Origin of the sequence: Methylorubrum suomiense (assembly GCF_022179765.1) — a bacterium.
In the GTDB taxonomy this organism is placed as follows: Bacteria; Pseudomonadota; Alphaproteobacteria; order Rhizobiales; family Beijerinckiaceae; genus Methylobacterium; species Methylobacterium suomiense.
In genome coordinates this window covers 104,880-124,540 of sequence record NZ_BPRE01000017.1, presented here as the reverse complement: position 1 = coordinate 124,540, position 19,661 = coordinate 104,880, and the positions used below count along the sequence as shown (strand labels likewise).

18 protein-coding genes, 1 tRNA gene and 1 rRNA gene are annotated in these 19,661 nt (G+C 68.2%); 5 read left to right on the top strand and 15 right to left on the bottom strand.

What is annotated here, in order from left to right; all coding sequences use genetic code 11:
• From MFF26_RS22325 to MFF26_RS22315, 3 genes are all read right to left on the bottom strand, one after another.
• A 16S ribosomal RNA gene (locus tag MFF26_RS22325) occupies positions 1-62 on the bottom strand; the annotation flags it as partial.
• A 671-nt stretch (positions 63-733) separates the two neighbouring features.
• Positions 734-1,912: a complex I NDUFA9 subunit family protein gene (locus tag MFF26_RS22320; protein ID WP_137831834.1), complete on the bottom strand. Its 1,179-nt coding sequence runs from the start codon at positions 1,910-1,912 to the stop codon at positions 734-736.
• 156 nt (positions 1,913-2,068) lie between these two features.
• Positions 2,069-2,746 (bottom strand): alpha/beta hydrolase, encoded by a 678-nt coding sequence (locus tag MFF26_RS22315; RefSeq protein WP_137831835.1) that lies wholly within the window; start codon positions 2,744-2,746, stop codon positions 2,069-2,071.
• A 578-nt stretch (positions 2,747-3,324) separates the two neighbouring features.
• Between MFF26_RS22315 and MFF26_RS22310 the strand changes: the two genes are divergently transcribed.
• The 3 genes from MFF26_RS22310 to MFF26_RS22300 all read left to right on the top strand — a co-directional run bounded on the left by MFF26_RS22310 (position 3,325) and on the right by MFF26_RS22300 (position 7,160).
• On the top strand, positions 3,325-4,458 hold the full coding sequence (locus tag MFF26_RS22310; RefSeq protein ID WP_238308571.1) for an MFS transporter: 1,134 nt from the start codon (positions 3,325-3,327) through the stop codon (positions 4,456-4,458).
• Between the two features lie 94 nt (positions 4,459-4,552).
• Positions 4,553-6,733: a primosomal protein N' gene (locus MFF26_RS22305; RefSeq protein ID WP_137827960.1), complete on the top strand. Its 2,181-nt coding sequence runs from the start codon at positions 4,553-4,555 to the stop codon at positions 6,731-6,733.
• Between the two features lie 64 nt (positions 6,734-6,797).
• Entirely contained in the window at positions 6,798-7,160 is a 363-nt protein-coding gene (locus MFF26_RS22300) for a SpoIIAA family protein (RefSeq protein ID WP_137827961.1), read from the top strand.
• Positions 7,161-7,190: 30 nt separating this feature from the next.
• Here the strand turns inward: MFF26_RS22300 and MFF26_RS22295 are convergent, their stop codons facing one another.
• The 8 genes from MFF26_RS22295 to MFF26_RS22255 all read right to left on the bottom strand — a co-directional run bounded on the left by MFF26_RS22295 (position 7,191) and on the right by MFF26_RS22255 (position 13,105).
• The gene (locus tag MFF26_RS22295; protein WP_137827962.1) at positions 7,191-7,571 is read right to left on the bottom strand and encodes a hypothetical protein; all 381 of its coding nucleotides are present in this window, start codon (positions 7,569-7,571) and stop codon (positions 7,191-7,193) included.
• Between the two features lie 551 nt (positions 7,572-8,122).
• Positions 8,123-8,374, bottom strand: a complete 252-nt coding sequence (locus tag MFF26_RS22290; protein ID WP_137827963.1) for a hypothetical protein — start codon at positions 8,372-8,374, stop codon at positions 8,123-8,125.
• 418 nt (positions 8,375-8,792) lie between these two features.
• Entirely contained in the window at positions 8,793-8,969 is a 177-nt protein-coding gene (locus MFF26_RS22280; RefSeq protein WP_171015401.1) for a hypothetical protein, read from the bottom strand.
• 30 nt (positions 8,970-8,999) lie between these two features.
• On the bottom strand, positions 9,000-10,001 hold the full coding sequence (locus tag MFF26_RS22275; RefSeq protein WP_137827965.1) for an SDR family oxidoreductase: 1,002 nt from the start codon (positions 9,999-10,001) through the stop codon (positions 9,000-9,002).
• A gap of 116 nt (positions 10,002-10,117) precedes the next feature.
• Entirely contained in the window at positions 10,118-10,732 is a 615-nt protein-coding gene (locus tag MFF26_RS22270; RefSeq protein ID WP_137827966.1) for a cysteine hydrolase family protein, read from the bottom strand.
• A 66-nt stretch (positions 10,733-10,798) separates the two neighbouring features.
• Positions 10,799-11,971: a zinc-dependent alcohol dehydrogenase gene (locus MFF26_RS22265; RefSeq protein WP_137827967.1), complete on the bottom strand. Its 1,173-nt coding sequence runs from the start codon at positions 11,969-11,971 to the stop codon at positions 10,799-10,801.
• Positions 11,972-12,128: 157 nt separating this feature from the next.
• The gene (locus MFF26_RS22260; protein WP_137827968.1) at positions 12,129-12,323 is read right to left on the bottom strand and encodes a hypothetical protein; all 195 of its coding nucleotides are present in this window, start codon (positions 12,321-12,323) and stop codon (positions 12,129-12,131) included.
• A 128-nt stretch (positions 12,324-12,451) separates the two neighbouring features.
• A complete protein-coding gene (locus MFF26_RS22255; protein WP_137827969.1) occupies positions 12,452-13,105 on the bottom strand; it encodes an FUSC family protein in 654 nt (217 codons plus the stop codon).
• 376 nt (positions 13,106-13,481) lie between these two features.
• Between MFF26_RS22255 and MFF26_RS22250 the strand changes: the two genes are divergently transcribed.
• On the top strand, positions 13,482-13,661 hold the full coding sequence (locus tag MFF26_RS22250; RefSeq protein ID WP_137827970.1) for a hypothetical protein: 180 nt from the start codon (positions 13,482-13,484) through the stop codon (positions 13,659-13,661).
• A gap of 144 nt (positions 13,662-13,805) precedes the next feature.
• Here the strand turns inward: MFF26_RS22250 and MFF26_RS22245 are convergent, their stop codons facing one another.
• From MFF26_RS22245 to MFF26_RS22235, 3 genes are all read right to left on the bottom strand, one after another.
• A complete protein-coding gene (locus tag MFF26_RS22245) occupies positions 13,806-14,978 on the bottom strand; it encodes a sensor histidine kinase (protein WP_238308570.1) in 1,173 nt (390 codons plus the stop codon).
• Positions 14,979-15,253: 275 nt separating this feature from the next.
• The gene (locus MFF26_RS22240) at positions 15,254-16,885 is read right to left on the bottom strand and encodes an ABC1 kinase family protein (protein ID WP_137827972.1); all 1,632 of its coding nucleotides are present in this window, start codon (positions 16,883-16,885) and stop codon (positions 15,254-15,256) included.
• Positions 16,886-17,034: 149 nt separating this feature from the next.
• Positions 17,035-18,348 carry a replication-associated recombination protein A gene (locus MFF26_RS22235; RefSeq protein ID WP_137827973.1) on the bottom strand — a complete coding sequence of 438 codons (1,314 nt, stop codon included), beginning with the start codon at positions 18,346-18,348 and terminating at the stop codon, positions 17,035-17,037.
• Between the two features lie 143 nt (positions 18,349-18,491).
• Between MFF26_RS22235 and MFF26_RS22230 the strand changes: the two genes are divergently transcribed.
• Positions 18,492-18,581: transfer RNA gene (locus MFF26_RS22230), tRNA-Ser, on the top strand.
• A 233-nt stretch (positions 18,582-18,814) separates the two neighbouring features.
• On the opposite strand, the gene pucL is transcribed toward MFF26_RS22230, so the two are convergent.
• Positions 18,815-19,654, bottom strand: coding sequence for a factor-independent urate hydroxylase (gene pucL, locus MFF26_RS22225; RefSeq protein ID WP_137828011.1), 840 nt, complete (start codon positions 19,652-19,654; stop codon positions 18,815-18,817).
• Between the last annotated feature and the right edge of the window lie 7 nt (positions 19,655-19,661).

Here is a 19,661-nt window from a genome sequence, read left to right as displayed (position 1 = left end):
ACTTGCATGTGTTAAGCCTGCCGCCAGCGTTCGCTCTGAGCCAGGATCAAACTCTCAAGTTGAAGAGTTGATCTCAGCTGATCACAACATAAACGGAGTGCTCACATCCGTGTCATCCACGTTTCCATGAATGACCGGTGAGCTTTCCGAAACGTTAGACAGCTTCATCTCTTACGGTCCAGCCTCTCAGCCGAACCCGCAAGGACTTGAACAAGCCGCCCACGTTTCTCTTTCTCGATATCAACTTGTCAAAGAGCGCGAAGCCTACACCCCAGGGGCGCAATCTCCTGCCGAAAACGCGCCGATGCCCCGGTTGCCCGGCCCATGCAGCCCCGTCCTCAGCGATCGTTCCGCGGCGGCCCCAGCATGGCAGCGATCCGTGTCGCTGCCGGGAAGTCCGCCCGAGCGGTCCGCGGCGTCTAGAGCCGGCGAACCGTCCTGTCAACCGTCCGATCCAACACCCAAGCGCCGATCCGGTCGACCGTTCCGAGACACGAAGGACAGCGATCGCCCGATCCAGTCGCCCGGATCAGCCGTGCCGCTCAAACAGTCCCGAAACCCTCAGGAGCCCCGAACCACCAGAGAAGGTGGACCGCCGCGCCCCGTCGGTGAAAATGCTTCTACGGGACGCCCCAGCTCGCGTCAACCGGAAAAATCCGGAGGATCGACGCGGAGCCCGCCAGCGCCCATCCTGATGCAACGGAATGGCCGTCCGAGGAGTGGGGTGTTCGATCTAGCCCCGGGTTCCCCAGCGGCTTCCCATCCGGCTCGGGCGTGCGGCATCGGCACCGATCGCCGGACCGCTCGCGCGGCTGGGACGATGTTGCGATTCCGGAGCTTCGCTGCGTGACGCGATCAGATCGGGGACCGCCGCCATTGCCTCCGTTCCGCGTCCCTGGGCGAATTGGCCAGCCTTGCGAAAGCGCCAGAGATAGCCGGGCACCACCGCCTCGACGGCGGTCGGCACGATGCCGAGACCCTCGATCGTCCGTCCCTCAGCCTGAGCGGCATCGGACACGACATTGTCGTTCTGGAGCAGCGTCACCTGATCGCGCGTGAGTTTGAGATTGGCCGGCAGCAACCCGAAGCTGAGCGTATCGACGATTTCCATCACCCGTGCCTGGACCCGGGCGACCGGCTCGGGCAGGTCGATCACTGCGCGGCGGCGCATCGTCACCTCGAGCATGTAGCGCACGAAGTATTCGAGCGTATTCACCTCCGGGCCGCCGAGTTCGTAGACCGTTCCCCGCGCCGCATTGCCGTCGACGGCCCGTGCGATCGCCTCCGCGACGTCCCCGACGAAGACCGGCTGGAAGCGCGACTGACCGCCGGCGAGCGGCAGGGCCGGCAGGAAGGTGGCGAGACCGGCGAAGCGATTGAAGAAGCCGTCGCCGGGCCCGAACACCAGGGACGGCCGGAAGATCACGGCGTCGGGGCTGGCACGGCGGACCTCCGCCTCACCGAGCGCTTTGGAGCGCGCGTAGAGCGAGGGCGAGGCCTCGTCCGCCCCGATGGCCGAGACATGGATCATCTTTGCGCCGACGGCGGCAGCGGCTCGGGCGATCTCGCCGGCCCCTTCCGTCTGAAGCGAGGAGAAGCGCTGACTGCCCTGCTCCTGCAGGATGCCGACCAGATTGATGACGATGTCCGCGTGCTCGACCGCCCGCCGGACCGAATCGGGATAGCGGAGATTGGCCTGCACGGCGACGATCTGGCCGACCTTGCCGAGCGGTTGCAGGAACAGGGCGAGGTCCGGACGGCGTACCGCGACGCGAATGCGGTACCCGCGCTTGGCCAGCGCCCGCACCACGTGGCGCCCGAGGAAACCGGAGCCACCGAACACGGTCACGAGCTGCGATTGCGGGCGCAGCGGCGCGCTGTCGATGCCGGGTCCGGTGTGAAGGCTGCTCATGGCCGACGGAAAACCTCTCTCGCGGATCACCGCAAGACCGGCATCACGAGCCGGCCGCGCGGCCGACGGGCCACGGACGGGACCGTCGGCAGACCGCTCCTTAGACCAGTTTCAGGGCGGAGGGCAGCCGTTTGCGGGAACGAAATCGGCGATCTTTCACGCGTCCGTGTTGTCGGCGCTGAACCGGCCCTCCGTCAGGAAGCGCAAAGTCTCCGTCCGAACCCGTGGCGCCCGCATCATCGTTGGATGGGCGACCGGCAGCACGATGTGGTCGGCCATACCGTCCAGGCGGGTGCGGGCAACGGTGACGCGACCGTCATTGGGACCGCGCAACCAGAGCCGCGAGGCGAGCGGATAAAGACTGCGATGGCCGGCGATGATGCCCAGGGGATAATCGACGCGACCGAGACGTGCCTCCAGGGCCGATTCCCGGCGGGTGACGAGCTCGGCTCCCGCCGGTCCGAAGAAGCGGCGGTAGAGGGACAGGCGGTGCAGCGCATCGGCCACCTCGCTGCCCTGGCTCGGGGGCCCGAGCATCACCACCCGTCCGAGATTGTCCGGGCGACAGCGCGTCAGCAGCACCCGGGCGACGAGGCCGCCCATGGAATGGGTCACGATGTGGATTCGCTTCACTCGGGCGGCGAAGGCGGTGAATGCGGAAGCGATTGCCTCGGCGCAGCCGGCCAGGTCGCGGCGGCGGGCGGGATAGCCGAGATTGAGGGTGGCGTAGCCGGCGCTCGCGAGAGTCCGTTCGAGCGGTCGCATCGCGGCGGGGCTTCGGGCGATACCGTGAAGGAGGAGTACACCCTCGCGGGCAGGGTCGTCCGGGCTCATACCGACGGTTCCGCGAGGGGCGCGCGCCAGCGGGCGGAGTGGGGGTCCGTTGCGGGGGAATTCTTCTTCGCAACGTCCAAAGAAGCGCCGAGCGGCATGTCATCATTCCCCGTCTGGGTGCAACCGCCCCCGTTGCACCGGAACAGGGACCGGGCATCCCGATCCTCATGCCTGAGCGGCGGAGGGAAGGTGGCCGAGGCGCCTTCGCGAAACGGCCCGGTTCGATTCCGGTGACGCGACGACACGTCATCTCCGTTTCGGGATGGCGCGGTGGGACGCAATGTTCGCTTCTGGCCGAGAATCCATCGAGAGGTTCGCGAGCTGCCCGACACTGGTGAGGCCCGCTCCCAGGCCGGGTCAAGGGTGGATCGAACGCGACGCCGGAAGGCGCAGGCGATGCGCGCTTCACACCGAGGCTCCACCGCCCTCTTCCGGTGTCATGGTCGGAAGTCCCCTGACACACGGCCGATGGGGCCTGACCGCGGCGCAGCGCGACCCGGCCTAGGAGGATCGTCGCCCCCGCCCCTTCCAGCCAGGACGCGGGGTACCAGATCGAGGGGATCGGGGCGGAGGCGGCCGTGGGCGGGGGAGGCATCGGGCGGCAGATCGCGCTCTACGCGACTCTCTATGGCGGCTACGGTGCCCTCTCGCCGTTCCTGCCGGCCTATCTCGCGTCTCGGGGATGGGACGCGGCGCAGATCGGCGCGGTGCTCTCTATGGCGATGCTGGTGCGTCTGGCCGCCGGTCCTCCCACCGGGCGGATCGCCGATCGGCGGGCCGCCGCGCGGGGATTGCTGGCGGGGGGACTCGCAGGCTCGGCGGGGCTGACCCTGGCCCTTTTGGCCGGCCACCCCGTCGCGTTGCTCGTCGCGCTCGTCCTGATGCAGGCCGCGGCGAGCGCGGCGCTGAGTCCGCTGGCCGATGCGCTCGTGCTCTCCGGCGGGCATGGCGGGGACGAGTACGGGCGGATCCGTGGCGCCGGATCGGCCGCCTTCATCGTCATGACCGTTTTGACCGGATGGCTCGTCGGGCGTCTCGGCAACGGGGCGGGACTTGCCGCCTGCGCCGCCTTGTTCGCGGCCGGCGCCGTTGTGACGATGCGCCTGCCTCCGGCCCCGGCCGCGCCCGCGCGCGAGGTGGAGGGCGGCTATCGCGCGCTTGTCGGTATGCGCGTGTTCCGCCGACTCGTTCTCGCCGCCGCGCTGGTGATCGGCGCGCACGCGATGCACGACGCCTTCGCGGTCATCGCTTGGACCGGGGATGGGATCGGCACCGCCGTCGCAGGCCTGCTCTGGGCCGAAGCGGTCGCGGCGGAGGTGGTCGTCTTCCTCTGGCTCGGGCCGCGCCTCCTCGCCCGGATCGGTCCGGCGCGGGCGCTGGAACTCGCCGCCCTGGCCGGGGCTTTGCGCTGGGCGGTGCAGGCACAGACGACCTGGCTCCCCGCTTTGGCAACGATCCAGGCGCTGCACGGCCTCACCTTCGCGCTCCTGCACCTCGCCTGTCTGCACATCGTCGCGCGGGAGGTGCCGGTGGGGCTGCGCGCCACGGCTCTGACGGTCTACGGAAGCGTCGGGCTTGGCCTCGCCTCGGCCTTGGTGACACTCGCCGCCGGGCCGCTCTACGGGAGCTTGGGATTGCCCGCGTTCTGGGCGATGAGCGCGGTGAGTCTGGCCGCATGGCCGGTAGCGTGGACCCTGCGGCGCGCAGCATGAGGCACGGCGTTCGCCAGCGCCGCCTGGGACATATATAGAACGACGGCGCCGAGAGCCGTGATGCCGAGAGCCGTAATGCCATGACCGTGACGCTATGCCCGCCGTTGCCGAGATCCTGATCCCGCTGGCGCTCGACACCGCCTACAGCTACGCGGTGCCCCCCGGCCTCACCCTCGCAGAGGGCGATGTCGTTCAGGTGCCTCTGGGCCCGCGCGAAACGGTCGGCGTGGTCTGGGGCCTCGACGAGCGGGCTTCGGGCGGAAACCTGCGGCCGGTGACGGGGCGGATCGAGGTCCCTCCCCTCTCCGAGCCGCTCCGGAAGCTGGTCGATTGGCTCGCCCGCTACACCCTCGCGCCGAAGGGCTCGGCGCTGGCGATGGCGCTGCGCCTGCCGGACGAGGGAGCGCAACGGGAAAACCCGCGCATCGGGGTGCGCGCCTCCGGCCGGCCTCCGGCCCGGCAGACGGCGGCCCGGGGAAAGGTGCTGGCGGTCGCGTCCGATGGGGCGGTGCGCGGCAAGAGCGCGCTCGCCAAGGAGGCGGGCGTGTCGGTTGGCGTGGTCGATGGCCTGATCGACGATGGCGCCCTGGAGACGGTGGCCCTGGTGCCGGAGCCGGTGGCGCTCCCGCCCAATCCGGACCATCCGCGGGTGCCGCTCTCGGACGCCCAGCGGGACGCGGCCCACGACCTGATCGCGGCCCCCTCCCCCGCCTCCGCACCCGCGGAAGCCGGTGGAACCATCCTCCTCGAAGGCGTCACCGGCTCGGGCAAGACCGAGGTCTATTTCGAGGCGGTGGCTGAATGCGTCCGGGAGGGCCGGCAGGCTTTGGTGCTGATGCCGGAAATCGCGCTCACTGCGCAGTTCCTCGACCGGTTCGCCGGCCGCTTCGGCGTGCGTCCGGCGACATGGCATTCGGGCATCGGCGGAAAGCGCCGCGAGCGCATCCGCGCCGGGGTGGCCTCCGGGGATGTCTCGGTGGTGGTCGGTGCCCGCTCGGCGCTGTTCCTGCCCTTCAACCGCCTCGGCCTGATCGTGGTCGATGAAGAGCACGAGAGCGCCTACAAGCAGGAGGACGGCGTCCACTACCATGCCCGCGACATGGCGGTGGTGCGGGGGCGTCTCGAGGGCTGCCCGGTGGTGCTCGCCTCGGCCACGCCCTCCATCGAGTCGCGGGTCAACGCCCAGAGCGGCCGCTACCGCCACGTGTCGCTGCCCGGGCGCTTCGGTGGGAGACCTCTGCCGGACATCAAGGCGATCGATATGCGCCTCGACAAGCCGGAGCGCGGTCGCTTCCTGTCGCCGCCGATGGTCAATGCCGTGAAGGCGACGCTGGAGGCGGGCGAGCAAGCCCTGCTCTTCCTCAATCGGCGGGGCTACGCGCCGCTGACCCTGTGCCGGGCCTGCGGTCACCGCTACCAGTGCCGCAACTGCTCGACTTGGCTCGTCGAGCATCGCTTCCGCCGGGCCCTCGTCTGCCACCAATGCGGCTATGCCGAGCGTAAGCCGGAGGCCTGCACCGAATGCGGCGCCTTCGATCACCTCACGCCCTGCGGCCCCGGGGTGGAGCGCATCGCCGAGGAAGCCGCCGAGCTGTTTCCCGACAAGCGCATCGTCGTGCTGTCGAGCGACTTCCCCGGCGGGGCCGAGCGGCTCCGGCAGGAACTGGAGACGGTCGCGGCGGGCGAGTGCGACATCGTCATCGGCACGCAGCTCGTGGCAAAGGGCCACAACTTTCCGCACCTGACGCTGGTCGGCGTGCTCGATGCCGATATCGGATTGACCACCGGCGATCCGCGCGCGGCGGAGCGCACCTTTCAGCTGCTCCAGCAGGTGACGGGCCGCGCGGGTCGCGGCGAGCGACCGGGGCGCGCCTTGGTTCAGACCTACCAGCCCGACCACCCCGTCATCGCCGCCCTGCTCTCGGGCGATGCCGAACGGTTCTACGAAGAGGAGATCGCCGCCCGCGAGGCGGCGGGCTTGCCGCCCTTCGGGCGGCTGGCAGCCCTGATCGTCTCGGCCGAGGAGCGGGAGAAGGCGGAAGCCCATGGGCAGGCTTTGGCGCGGGCCGCCGATCCGCCGCCGGGCGTGATGGTGCTGGGACCGGCGGAGGCGCCGCTGGCGCTGGTGCGCGGCCGCTGGCGTTTTCGCCTGCTCGTGAAGACCGAGCGCGGCATCGACGTGCAGAGCTATCTGCGCGATTGGCTGGCGCGCGGACCGAAGCCACGGGGCAACCTCAAGGTCGCAATCGACGTGGACCCGCAAAGTTTCCTATAAGTCAGGTCTCGCGCGGCCGGCGCGGGATGTCTCGCGCCGGCGCCATCCTGAGGAGCGCCGCGCCTTGCTGACCTACGAGAAGAAGCCCGATTCCGCGATCGCCGAGATCGTCGTCGACGGCAAGATCACCGATGAGGAGATGAACGCGGTCATGACCGCGATGAAGGCCGACCTCGACAAGGGCGGCAAACTCAAGCTGCTTGAGGACGTTCGCGCTTTCGAGGGCATGGAGCCGGCGGCCTTCTTCAAGGATCCGCGCTTCGGCCTCTCGATGATGAAGGGCGTGAGCCACGTGGCCCTCGTCACCGACGCGACCTGGCTCAAGGCCGTCGCCGAGACCTTCGGTTTCGTGTCGCCGGTGCAGATCAAGGTGTTCGAGCGCGCCCGGATCGCCGAGGCGCGGGCTTGGCTCGAAGCGGGGGTCTGAGCCCTACCGGCTTGACAGCGTAGGCGGGGCTTACTCCGCCTGCGCGGTGCGCATGGTGTGGCGGCGGGCGGTCCAGCGGCCGCTGCAGAGACCGCCCGAAACGCGCCAGGTGCCCGTGCCGCTCCGGACCTGAAGCCGGCCCGAGGCGGTGCCATTGGCCGCCGCCGTCGCCACGGTGAGTCCGACGCTTCCATCGGCCCCGACCCGGCCCGACACGGTCGTTCCGTTGGTGGCCGCATTCGTGATCGGGCGGACCTGACCGTCCTGAACGCTCAGCGTGTAGGTATATTGGGCTTCGCACAGCCCGCTCTCGGTCACGAGTTGGACCGACCAGTTTCCGTCGAAGTCACCCGCGACCGCCGGAGCGGCGAGCAGGGTGATCAGGGCGGCGGACAGGGCGAGCTTGGGCATGCGTCATCCGGTGCAGCGACGAGGGTGAGGTGACCGGAGGCGCCGTCGCCTGCGCTCCGAACCGTCAATCCGTGAGATGTCCGCACCATACCCCAACAAGAGGCGATAATATGACGGCAATCCATGATTGGATTGGCCATTCAGCGCCTCTGGTCGTAGGACTTTCTACGCACCAGTCGTAATGAAGTTCCGCGCGGGAACTCGATCTATACAGCCGTATTATGTGGGGAAGCTTGGCCGAGCACAACTCGTCGTCGGTCGCTTCGGCCGCAAGCAATGTCGAGATCGTGCGGATGGGGACTGATCAATTGCCAGCGCAGTGGGCGGGTGGCGATAAGAATTGCTTGCTCGTAGAGCCAGCCGACACGCCAATCGAAGTAGCAGCAGCTCTTCCGCGCCAAGGCGCAAGCCGATTTTAGTCCAAGAGAATATTGCCGTCACCATCAAGACATCAAGCGACATGTTTCAAGCATGTATTGTGGAAGCGTCGCACATGAAGGGACGAGTATATGCGCGGGGCGAAAACGCCGATTGATATGAAGTAACAATCATCACGCCGAAGGTTCGGAGAGGCGCGTCCGGTGCCGGTCGAGGGCATCGCGCAGCAGCGGCATGAAGGGCGAATGGGCATCGAGGCCAGCCACGCCTTGGTCGAGGCGATCGAGGGCCGCGATCTGCGCATCGAGCCCCTGTACGGCCGAGAGATAAGCCCAGATCGCTTCGTCCGCCTCCCCGACCTGAGCCGGCGGCTCCGAGGCGAGCAGGGCGGAAAACACGGCCAAAGTATTGTCGAGGTTCGCCACGGTTCGTCCGTTTCTTCAGGGGCAAATGGAAACGCCCGGCCGGGAACGGCCGAGCGCGATTGCGATCTCGTCAGTGGGTCCGGGGCGTGTTGCCCTTGCCGCCTTCGTCCCTGCGGTGATGGCGATCCTGCTCGCCACCACCACCGGACACTTTCGCATGCGATCCGTTGGTTGCCGCTCCCGGCTGCGGTCCGCTTGTCTCCGTCGGGTCCGGGAGATCGGATCGCTGATGGCTGCTGCCGGGACCGCCATGGTGCCGGTTCGCAGCCGGCGTCTTGCTGGATGTGCTCATGCGCTTGGGTCTCCTGATGGGCATTTCGCGTCGCGTATCGGACGCGAACCGCCGGTCTCATCGCGCCATCGCTCTCATGTGCCGCCGGCAGCCTCCGTCATCGCGAGGGCTGCCGTCGATCCACGCTCAACGGTCCTGCTGATGGCCCTGATGGGTCGTATTGATCTTGGAATTGCCCGCCTGCCCGGTCTTGTCCGGATCGTTCGGGGTGGCCTTGGCAGTGTCCTTCGGCGCGGTCTCGGCGCTGCCGGGGCCCTTGTCGGAACGGTTGGCCGGCGGAACCGGCGGTGGCTTGGTGGACATCGGTGTTCTCCTGTTTGCCGAGAAAGGGGATCAATGGCGGCGGCTGCCGCCGAGGAGGCTGGCCGCGGCGAAGCCGACGCCGGCCACGACAGCGGCGGTCGTCAGGGGGTGAAGGCTTCCGCGGGTGTAGAGGCTGCGGCGCATGACGTATCCGGGATGCCCCCCCTTCACGTTTCCGCCCTCGCGGGGCGCGTAGAGCGCGCCCTCGCGATGCTCCGCCGGCTTGTCCTGCAATTGCTGGCCGATCATCGTGCGGCCGACGCGGTCGAACAGGCGCGGCGCCATGGCCTGCGCGGCGCTCATCATCCGGCCCGCGCCCCCGACATAGATGTCGCGCCGCGGGTTCTCGGCGGCGTGGAGGATCGCCTCCGCCACCTCCTCCGTCCGGTAGACAGGCGGCGGGAGCTTGGGGGCCCGGTCGGTGTAATTCTTGGCATTCTCGGCGAACGGGGTATCGATCGCCGCCGGCTTGATCAGCGTCACGGCGACGGAGGTGCCTTCCTCCTCCAACTCGATCCGCAACGCGTCGGTGAAGCCTTTGATGGCGTGCTTGCTCGCGCAGTACATCCCCTGGAGCGGCAAGGCGACGTCGGAGGCGACCGAGCCGAGATTGATCAGGGTGCCGCGGCTCTCCTTGAGATGCGGGAGCGCGGCGAGGGAGCCGTGCACCAATCCCCAGAAGTTGGTCTCGAACAGGCGGCGGTGATCCTCCTCCGACACCTCCTCGATCCGCCCGAAGATCGAGAGGCCGGCATCGTTCACCCAGGTATCGATGCGACCGAAGCGGTCGACGGTTCGGCGGGCCAGCGCCTCGACCGCATCGCGGTCGGTGACGTCGGTGATTACGGCGAGCGCTTCGCCGCCGCCGCGCTCGATCTCGCCGTGGATCTCGTTCAGCACCCCCTCGTTGCGGGCGGCGAGCACGACCTTCGCGCCGCGGGCGGCGGCCATGCGGGCCGTGGCGAGACCGATGCCGCTCGAGGCTCCGGTGATGACGACGACTTGCTGGGCGAGCGGCTTCTTGCTCGGCATCGGTTTCTCCTGTCGGGTGTTCTTGACGGTGCACGCCGGGGGCGGGCCAACATGTCAGGGTGAACCCGGGAGCGAACGGCGCAGTTTCCGGGCTCTCCGGCTTGGCCGAGACGGAGTCAGCCCGGCCAAGCGTCCAAGATTTCGGCGACCGGCGCCGTCTCGATCTGAGTGCCGAAGCGGCTCTGATAGAGGAACATCATCGCGTCGTAGGTCGGGTCGGCCGAGGAGCAGACGCCGTCGCAGGCGACGATCACACGGTAGCCGCGATCGACGGCGCCCATCACCGTTGCGAGCACGCAGACATCGGTCTCCCCGCCCGTGACCACCAGCGTATCGATGCTCTCAGCCTGCAGGAGGTTCTGCAGTTCGGGGGCCATCCAGGGAGAATAGACACGCTTGTCGACCACCTTGGCCGGGGGTGTGAACCGGGCGAGTTCCGGCAGGAGATCGACCATCCCGGGCCCGAGGGCTTCCACCGTCATGCTCTGCCAACGCTCGTAGTAGCGCCGCCAGGTGCCCGTTCCTTCCTCGGCGCGGCGCGGCGGCACGAACCGCGTGAATACGGTCCGTTCCGCATGCGCCGCGCAGAGGGATTCGAGCTTGGGCAGGATGCGCCCGAGCCAGGGCGTGTGCCAATCCGTCTCTTCCGCGAACAACCGTTGGGCATCGACACAGATATGCACCGCCCGCGCGCCGATGGCGCCGAACTTCAAGCCGTCTTCGCCCGCCATAACTCAACCCCAGCCGCTGCTTGATTCCTCGAATCGTGCGGGAGTCAGAAGGACCCCCGACCGAGTTCAGCCCGGGTGGAAGACGACCTTCACGCAGCCGTCCTTCTTGTCACGGAACGTCTTGTAGAGGTCCGGCCCGTCGGCGAGATTCGTCGAGCGATGGGTGATCAGGGAGGCCGTGTCGAACTTCCCCTCCTGGATCAGCTTGGTGAGGGGCTCGAGATAGCGCTTCACATGGGTCTGGCCGCTCTTGAGCGTCAGGCCCTTCTGCACGATCGAACCCATGTTGACGGGGACCGGTCCGCCATAGACGCCCGGCACCGAGACGATGCCGCAGGGCCGCACGGCTTTGATGGCCTCAGCCAGGGCGTAGGGCCGTTCGGTCGAAGTCAGCTTCTCCTGCAGCGTGGCCATGACGCCCGCGACGCCGTGGCCCGCACTCGCTTCCATGCCGACGCAGTCGATCACGCCGTCGGCACCCTCCCCGTGGCTGATCTCCTGTATGCGCGCGAACACGTCTTCCTTCTCGAAGTCGATGATGTCGGTCGCGCCGTATTTGCGGGCGAGGGAGAGACGCTCCGGCACCGTGTCGATGGCGATGATGCGCTCGGCCCCCATGATCTTGGCCGACTGGATCGCGAACAGGCCGACGGGCCCGGCGCCCCACACGGCGATGATCTCGCCGCCCTGGATCTCGCAATGCTCGGCGCCTTGCCAACCGGTCGGCAGAATGTCGGTGAGAAACAGGACCGACTCGTCGTCCATACCGTCCGGCACCTTCATCGGCGCCACGTCGGCCATCGGAACGCGCACGTACTCGGCCTGTCCGCCCCAGTATCCGCCGGTGATGTGCGAGTAGCCGAACAGCCCCGCGGTGGTGTAGCCGAACTGCGCCGCCGCCATCTCGGCATTGCGGTTCGAGCGCTGGCAGACCGACCAGTTGCCGAGCTTGCACTGGCGGCACTCGCCGCAATTGATGTTGAACGGGACGACGATCCGGTCGCCCTTCTTGAATTTGGTGAAGCCTGGCGCGGTCTCGACCACCTCACCCATGAATTCGTGCCCGAGCACGTCGCCCGACTTCATGGTGGGCATCTGCCCATCCATCAGGTGGAGGTCCGAGCCGCAGATCGCGCAGGAAGTGACCTTGATGATGACGTCGCGAGAATCCTCGATCGACGGGTCCGGCACCGTGTCGCAGCGGATGTCGCCCTTGCCGTGCCAGCACAGTGCCTTCATGGATTGTCCCCGGATTTCGATGGGCGATGCTTCGGTGACATCGCCGCAGGAAACCCGAGGCGCCTACGGCCAAGTTCCGTGCGCGATCCGCTGAACGAACGGCACGGTGGAAGCGCCTACGAGGATCGGATCGCAGGCGCATCGATGGGACGTTCTTTCAGGCGCGGATGCCTGTTGCTGTCGTCGCCGCACATGCGAATTGGCCCGGTGCGACGATCGTGAGCACCGCTTGCCCGCTCAGCTCGCGTGCCTTCGCGGAGGCGTTCTGGAAGGCGGTTCGCGTCACGTCATGGCTCCCGAGGGTGACCCGGACGGTGCCGATGCGACACTGTTCGTTCGCGTGCCGCTTCATCCTGTGCTGTCCTGCCACGAGCCGGTTCACCGGGCGGTCGAAGTTTCGAGGGGGTATGACGAGCGAACACGCTCTTCATGCGCATGTCCGCCTGACTTTCAGGCAGGCCCCGTCGGTCTGCGCGCGACTCACGATCTGATCCCGAGCCACCGGTTCAATCGGGTCACGAGCCAGACCGTCACGATGGCGACGGTGACGCCCCAACCAACCTCCAGCACCCGCGAACCCGCCATCCGCTCCACCGGCCCGAGATGCGGCACCAGCAGGATGATGGTGGCGGTGATCCCGGCCAGCCGGCAGGCGCTCGCGACGTTGACCAGCCAGCAGGCGAGGATCGCGAGCACCACCGTGGCCGCGTAAGTCGGCAGGGTCGGTCCCAGGGTCAGATAAGCGGCGAGCCCGATGATTCCGCCGATCGCCGCACCGCTGAACTGGTCGCGGGCGGTGGATCGGGTCGCGCCGAACTCGGTCTGCGCAACGGCGACCGCAGTGATCGCCGCCCAGAAACCCTCGCGAAGGCCGAGCAGCTGCGTCGGCAGATAGGCGGCAATGGCCGCCACCGCCGACATCACGCCATGCGCCAACCCGCCGGAGAAGCGGCGACGCAGCGGCAGACGCTTTCGCAGCCGGGTCGCCTGATCCCGCAGCCAGCGGATACGGCTGGTATCGCGGTCGGCCCGGCGCGTCTCCACGATTGCGGCCTCCGACCGCACGGCATCCTCGGTCGCCCGCTCCGCCGCCTCCTCTCCCGCTTCCCGGCGTAATATCCGCTCGGCCTCCATCCCGTCCCTCTTCGATCCATGCGGTTCCCCGGGCCAGCACGGCCCCTCGAGCACATCAACGCAGTCAGGAAGAGGAGGGGCTGACACGCCCATCGAAGTGTGGGCTCGGCCTCGATCCTGAGCGGCATCGGGCTCGCCGTGGCCGGCGCTGCGGCGGTGCTCACCCTCGGCGGGGCATTGCGCCGCGTCCGCTTCGGCCGGCGACGGTGAACGGAATATGCCGGGCAAAAACCCCCGGTTAAGGCTAAGCACCTATCACCGGCTTCAGGGCTCCTCGCCAAACGCCTGACCGCCCTCGCTGCCCCTCGGGGGAGCGGCGGTGCGGCGGCCGTGTTGCGGGAGGTGCCAACCGAGCCTGGTGTTGAAAGGAGCGCCGATGACCAGGGAACAACTCGCGACCGAACTCAAGCGCATGGCCTCCTCGCAGGTCAGCGACATCGAGCGCGCGGTCAAGGCGGGACACAAAACCATCGCCCTGAACGAGCTGGCCGATCTCGACCGGCAGCTCAAGGCGCTCGCCGCCGCCCTCAAGGCGAAGCCCGCACTCCGCGCCTGACGATCCGGTCCCGCGGCCGGGATTTCAATTTGGCGTCATCGGTCCGAAAGGCGGCTTCCGGCTTTCGGACCGAGGCGGTGCGGCATATGAACCGGGAGCATCGTCCGGCTCCTGAGATCCGGGACGATGCGCCGAGTCCGGCTTTCAGCCCATTCCACCCTCGGCGGCGACCGCTGCGAGCGGCGCCGTGAGCGCCAGGACCACGCCGCCGCGCGGATAGCGCAACCGGGCGCTGCCACCGAAACTGTGCACCAGGCTGCGCTCGATCAGACGCGAGCCGAAACCGCTGCGGGTCGGCGGCGCGACCGGGGGGCCGCCGCGCTCGGCCCAGCGGAACCACAGCCGTTCCTGCGCCGCCTCGCCCACGATCCGCCAGCCGATCTCGACCCGGCCCTCCGCGTTGGACAGGGCACCGTATTTGGCCGCGTTGGTGCCGAGCTCGTGCAGCATCAGCGCCAGGGTCAGCGCCGCGCGCGGACCGACCATGATCTCCGGGCCCGTGACCCGGAACCGCTCGGGCATCCCATCCCCGTGCAGGCGCACCGCACCGTCCACGAGGCCATGCAGGGACGCGCTCGCCCAAGCTCCCTGCATGAGCACGTCGTGCGCTTGCGCCAGGGCCAGCATGCGCGCCCCGAACGATTCCGCCGCGACGCTGAGCGAGGAGGCGTTGCGAAGGGTCTGCGTGGCGATGGCCTGTACGATGGAGAGCGTGTTCTTGAGCCGATGCTCCATCTCCATCAGCAGGACGCCCTGCCGCGCCTCGGCCTGCCTTTGCTCGGAGATGTCGCGGGCCACCGTCAGCAGACGTGGGGGCGAGCCCGCCACCGGCGTGACCGTCACATCCCACAGAACCGGCCCGGCGGCGGCCCGGAGGCGTGCCGGATGGCCCGCCCGAGCCCGGGTGAGAGCCGCCTCGGCCTCCCCACGATCGTCCGGCGCGTCCCAAATCTCCAGCCAGGATGCGGGGCCGGCCGCGTGCGGCGCCCCTCCCATACGCCCCGCCCGCGGGTTGGTGGCCAGGATCAAGCCGGAGGGATCGAGCAGCGCGACGCCGTCCGGGCTCGCCGCGAAGGGAAGGAGGATGTCGTCGTCGCTGGCCCGGGATGCGAGGCCGAAGCTTTGAGGCGCCGCAGAGGAAAGTCCCGGCTTGCAGACCACACAGCCGGGCCATTCGTCGCTGGCCGTGACAACGACGCCCGGTCTGGACAGCTCGATCGTCGCGGACGGTCCCTCCCGGTCGTCCGGGAGGACCGCATCGCTGCGGGATGGCTCGATGTCGGCGAGCGCGAAGCCGCCGTTCAGGCCGGTTCGCATGGCATTCCCCCTAGCGCTTGCCCTCGACCCGTCCTCGGGTCGAGTCAGCGCGTCGCGCGAGTCGAAATATCCGTGCGATCTGATGTCAGGGCTTCGACGGGGCGTCGGACTGGGAAAAGTCCGCTTCTAGAACCCGGCGCGCCACCCATGCGGGTCGCGACTCGGTGCGTCGTGCGACGATAACAGATCTTGTCGCAGCGACAAGGCGCTGAACCAGTCCAGCGTAGTTTTCGCGCCGGGTGGAAACTTGGCGAATCTGTAGGCGGCGGCCGTTCTCAGCGGTCACGGCTCAGGAGGAGAAGCCAACCGACGCCGAGCATCGCGACCGTCAGGCCGATGATGACGAAGACGGGCGTGCCGAGATCGATCAGCCGGGGCGCGAGCTGGGTGGCGAAGGCCGCCACGACGAGGCCGACCGCGACCCGCGCGGCGCCGCGCTCGATGCCGCGCACCAGCTTGTCCATGCCCTTCAGCTCGATCTCGACGGTGACGCGGCCCTGCTTGAGCCGCACCAGCATGAGGTGGATCAGCGTCGGCAGTTCCGAGGCCGCACCGAACAACCCGGTACCGAGGGACTCGGCCTTGCGCATCAGACCGCGCAGATTGAACTGCGAGCGCATGCTCGCCCGCACGGTCGGCCCGGCGGCGGAGAACAGGTCGAAATTCGGGTCGAGCTGGCGCATCACCCCGTCGGCGGTGACGAGGCCCTTGAACAAGATCGCGAGATCCGTCGGCATCGCGAGGTCGTTCTCGCGGGCCATCGTCATGAAGTCGGTCAGCACCAGCCCGAGATTGAGCGGGATCGACGAATGGGTCTGGACGAAGTTCTGGGCGGATTGCTCCAGCTTGGTCAGATCCGGATTCGAGGTGCCGGTCCAGTCGAGAAGCGTGGCCATCAGCCCGTCGACATCCTGCTTGAGCATGGCGCCGATCAGCACGAGGAGCTGCTGACGCCGCTTCTGCGACAGGCGTCCGACGATGCCGAAATCGATGAACCCGATGCGGTTGTCGGGCATCACCAGCAGGTTGCCCGGATGCGGATCGGCGTGGAACACGCCCTCGATCAGGGCCATGCGCAGGAAGGCGTCGCAACCCTTCTGGGCCAGCGCCTTCTTGTCGGCCCCGACCTCGCGGAGTGCCGCCGCGTCGTTGGGCGAGACGCCGTGGATGAACTCCTGCACCAGCACCCGCTCAGAGCACCATTCCCAGTGGATCTTCGGGATGACGATGTCGTCGCGGCCCGCGAAGATCTCGGCGATCATCTCGCAATTGCGGGCCTCGTTGAGCAGGTCGAGCTCGCCGTTGAGGCCGTTGGCGAGGTGGCGCATCTGCTCCTGCGGCTGGTAGCGCGCCATCTCGGGCCATTCCGACTCGACGATGCGCGCACCGTGCGCCATCAGGCGGAGATCCGCCTCGATCACCTTGCGCAGGCCCGGCCGCAGCACCTTGACGACGACTTCTTCGCCCGAATGGAGACGGGCGCGATAAACCTGGGCGATGGAGGCCGAGGCGATCGGCTCGACGTCGAATTCGGCGAAGACCTCCGACGGCGGCGCACCGAGATCGGCCTCGAGCTGCGGCCCGATCTGGGCCCACGGCACGGGCTTCACCTGGCTGTGGAGCTTCTCCAGCTCGTCGGTCCAGATCGGCGACAGCAGATCGGGTCGGCTCGCCAGGATCTGGCCGAACTTGATGAAGGTCGGCCCGAGGGTCTCGATCGCCCGGCGCAGGCGCTCGGGCTGGGACAGGCGGGTCACGTCGACCCGCGGGGTGCGGCGCGGAATCAGCGGGATGTTGTGCAACCCCAGCCGGTCCACGACCTTGGTCAGGCCGAAGCCGATCAGGACCGAGGCGATCTCGGAGAGGCGCTGACGGTCGCGCGCGGCGACGAAGGCGGTCTTGAGCATTCGGTCTCTGAGCGTGTCGCTCGGCGTGTCGCGCGGGATGCGTCGGCCCCGGATCAGGGATCCGGGACAGCCTTCGCCGGTCTGTTTCGCACTGGCCACGCCCATGGGGCTTTTTTGGGATGGCCCGCCGACCGTTGTCCGGCCGGTGTTTACTCCTCGTCGCGCCGCTCCCGGCGAAGCCGCTCCCACCAAGCGAGACGCTCGCCGAAGCGTGTCTCCATGCCGCGGTCGGTCGGCACGTAGAAATGCTGCCGACCCAGCGCCTCGGGCCAGTAATCCTGGCCGGAGAAGGCATCCGGCTCGTCGTGATCGTAACGGTATCCCTCGCCGTACCCGATCTTGCGCATCAAACCGGTCGGCGCGTTGAGAATGGTGCGAGGCGGCGGCAGGGAGCCATTCGCCTTGGCGACCCGCGTAGCGGCCTTGTAGGCGTTGTAGACCGCGTTCGATTTGGGCGCGCAGGCGAGGTAGATCGTGGCCTGTGCCAGCGCCAACTCACCTTCCGGCGTGCCGAGGAAGTCGAAGGCGTCCTTGGCCGCGTTGGCCACCACGAGCGCCTGCGGGTCGGCGAGTCCGATATCCTCCACCGCCATGCGGACAAGGCGGCGGGCGATGAACAGGCGGTCCTCGCCCGCATCCAGCATCCGGCACAGGTAGTACAAAGCGGCATCCGGATCGGAGCCGCGCACGGTCTTATGCAGGGCGGAGATGAGGTTGTAGTGCCCCTCCTGGGCCTTGTCGTAGATCGGTGCCCGGCGCTGCACCAATGTCTGGAGCGTCTCGGCATCGAGGGTTTCCCCGGGGCGCGCCGAGCGCCAGACCTCCTCGGCCAAAGTCAGCGCTGCGCGCCCGTCGCCGTCCGCCATGCGGATCAGCGCCGCCCGAGCTTCCTCGTCGAGCGGAAGGGGCCGATTCTCCATCTGCTCGGCCCGCGCGAGGAGCCGCGCCAGGGCCGCCCCATCGAGAGCCCGGAACAGGAGAACGCGGGCGCGGGAGAGCAACGCCGCGTTCAGCTCGAAGGAGGGATTCTCCGTCGTCGCGCCGACCAGAGTGATGGTGCCATCCTCCATCACTGGCAGGAAGGCGTCGAGCTGGGCCCGGTTGAAGCGGTGGATCTCATCGACGAAGAGAAGGGTGCCCCGGCCCGTCGCCCGCCGCCGCCGCGCCGCCTCGAACACCTTTCGCAAATCCGCGATGCCGGAGAAGATCGCCGAGATCTGCTCGAAATCGAGGTCGGTCTCGTGAGCCAGCAGCCGTGCCACGGTGGTCTTGCCGGTTCCGGGCGGCCCCCAGAACACCAGCGAGCCGAAGGATTTTCCCGCGAGCAACCGGGTCAACGCCCCATCCGGTCCCGTCAGGTGCTCCTGACCGACGACCTCCGCGAGGCGACGGGGGCGCAACCGGTCGGCGAGCGGACGCGGCGCGCCCGCCTCGAGACCGGCGGAGGCGAACAGATCGGACATGGCCTGCATCAACACCGCCGCCCGCCCCCACGGCAAGGCCCCGACCCCGCACTCCGCGCGATTGCTCCACGGCAATCGCGAAGGCGGCTTGTGGCGCGCCGACCTGCATGCTAGGGCCCATTCCGTCGTCGCGACACCTCTGCGGAGAGGTGGCAGAGCGGTTGAATGCACCGCACTCGAAATGCGGCATGCCTGCAAGGGCATCGGGGGTTCGAATCCCCCCCTCTCCGCCAAGTCGTCCCCAATCTCCATTGATGTCGATCAGTGACGGTCCCACGGCGGTTTCGTGTGGCCGGGCCGGTCTCTGAGTCATTGACCATGCCTGCGTCTGACACCGTCATCGATCGCGGCGACGAGACTGGGCCGACCTGGCTGCGCGCCCTTGACCGGGAGCGGCTCGGAACGGCGATCGGTGCATCCACCGATCCACCCGATCATCGTGTGGACGCAACACGTCGCGGTTGGGTCAGCCCCGTCCGATCGTCGCCTCGATCTGTCCGTGCGGCTCGTCGGTCGGCAGGAACACCGTGCCGGGATTGTCCTCGCCGAAGGGAGCGAGGTTGATCGGGATGTAATGCTTGTTGGGCATCGCGAAGCTGATCTCGGCGATCTCCGGGATCTCGGCCAGCGCCGCCTCGCCCATCCGGTACATGCTGTCCTGCACGCCGTGCGAATAGGTCGTGCCGAACACCGCGATCAGGCGGTCGAGCACCCGGGCATTGGCGTCGGTGTAGTCGGCCGGCGCCCGCGACCAGGTCCAGGTCGCGTCCATGGCGGTGGCGGCGATGCGGTCGGTCGTGTCGGGCAGCGTGCGGTACTGATCGTCGACAAAATCGACCCAGCCCGACTGCGTCGTCTTCATGAAGGTGAAGCCGCGCAGGCCCGATTGCAGGGTCGCGCCGTCGCGGTCCGCCACCAGACGGACATAGCCGGTGCCGTTGCCGTCGAGGGTGAAGGTGTGCCCGTGCGGCTCACCCCCGAAGGCGTGACGCAGCCAGCGCGTCTCCCGGCCCTCGATCTCGACCGATGCAATCTGCGGATAGGTGTCGAGGAACGTCGCGGCGATCGCGCGGACGAAGAGTTCCTTGTCGAGCGAAAGGTTGCGAGCCGCCACCACGTTGCAGATGTTCTTGACGCTGTCGGTGGCGACGCAGGCGCGATTGTCGCCCTCGGTCCAGGCCGCATCGAAACCGCCCTTCATCAGGACGGTTAGCGTCAACTCGCGCGGGGTGTGATGGTCGCCGTCGCGGGTGAGACGCATCACCCGCACGCGGCCCTTGCCGTATTTCGAGGCGATCAGCGGCATCGATCTC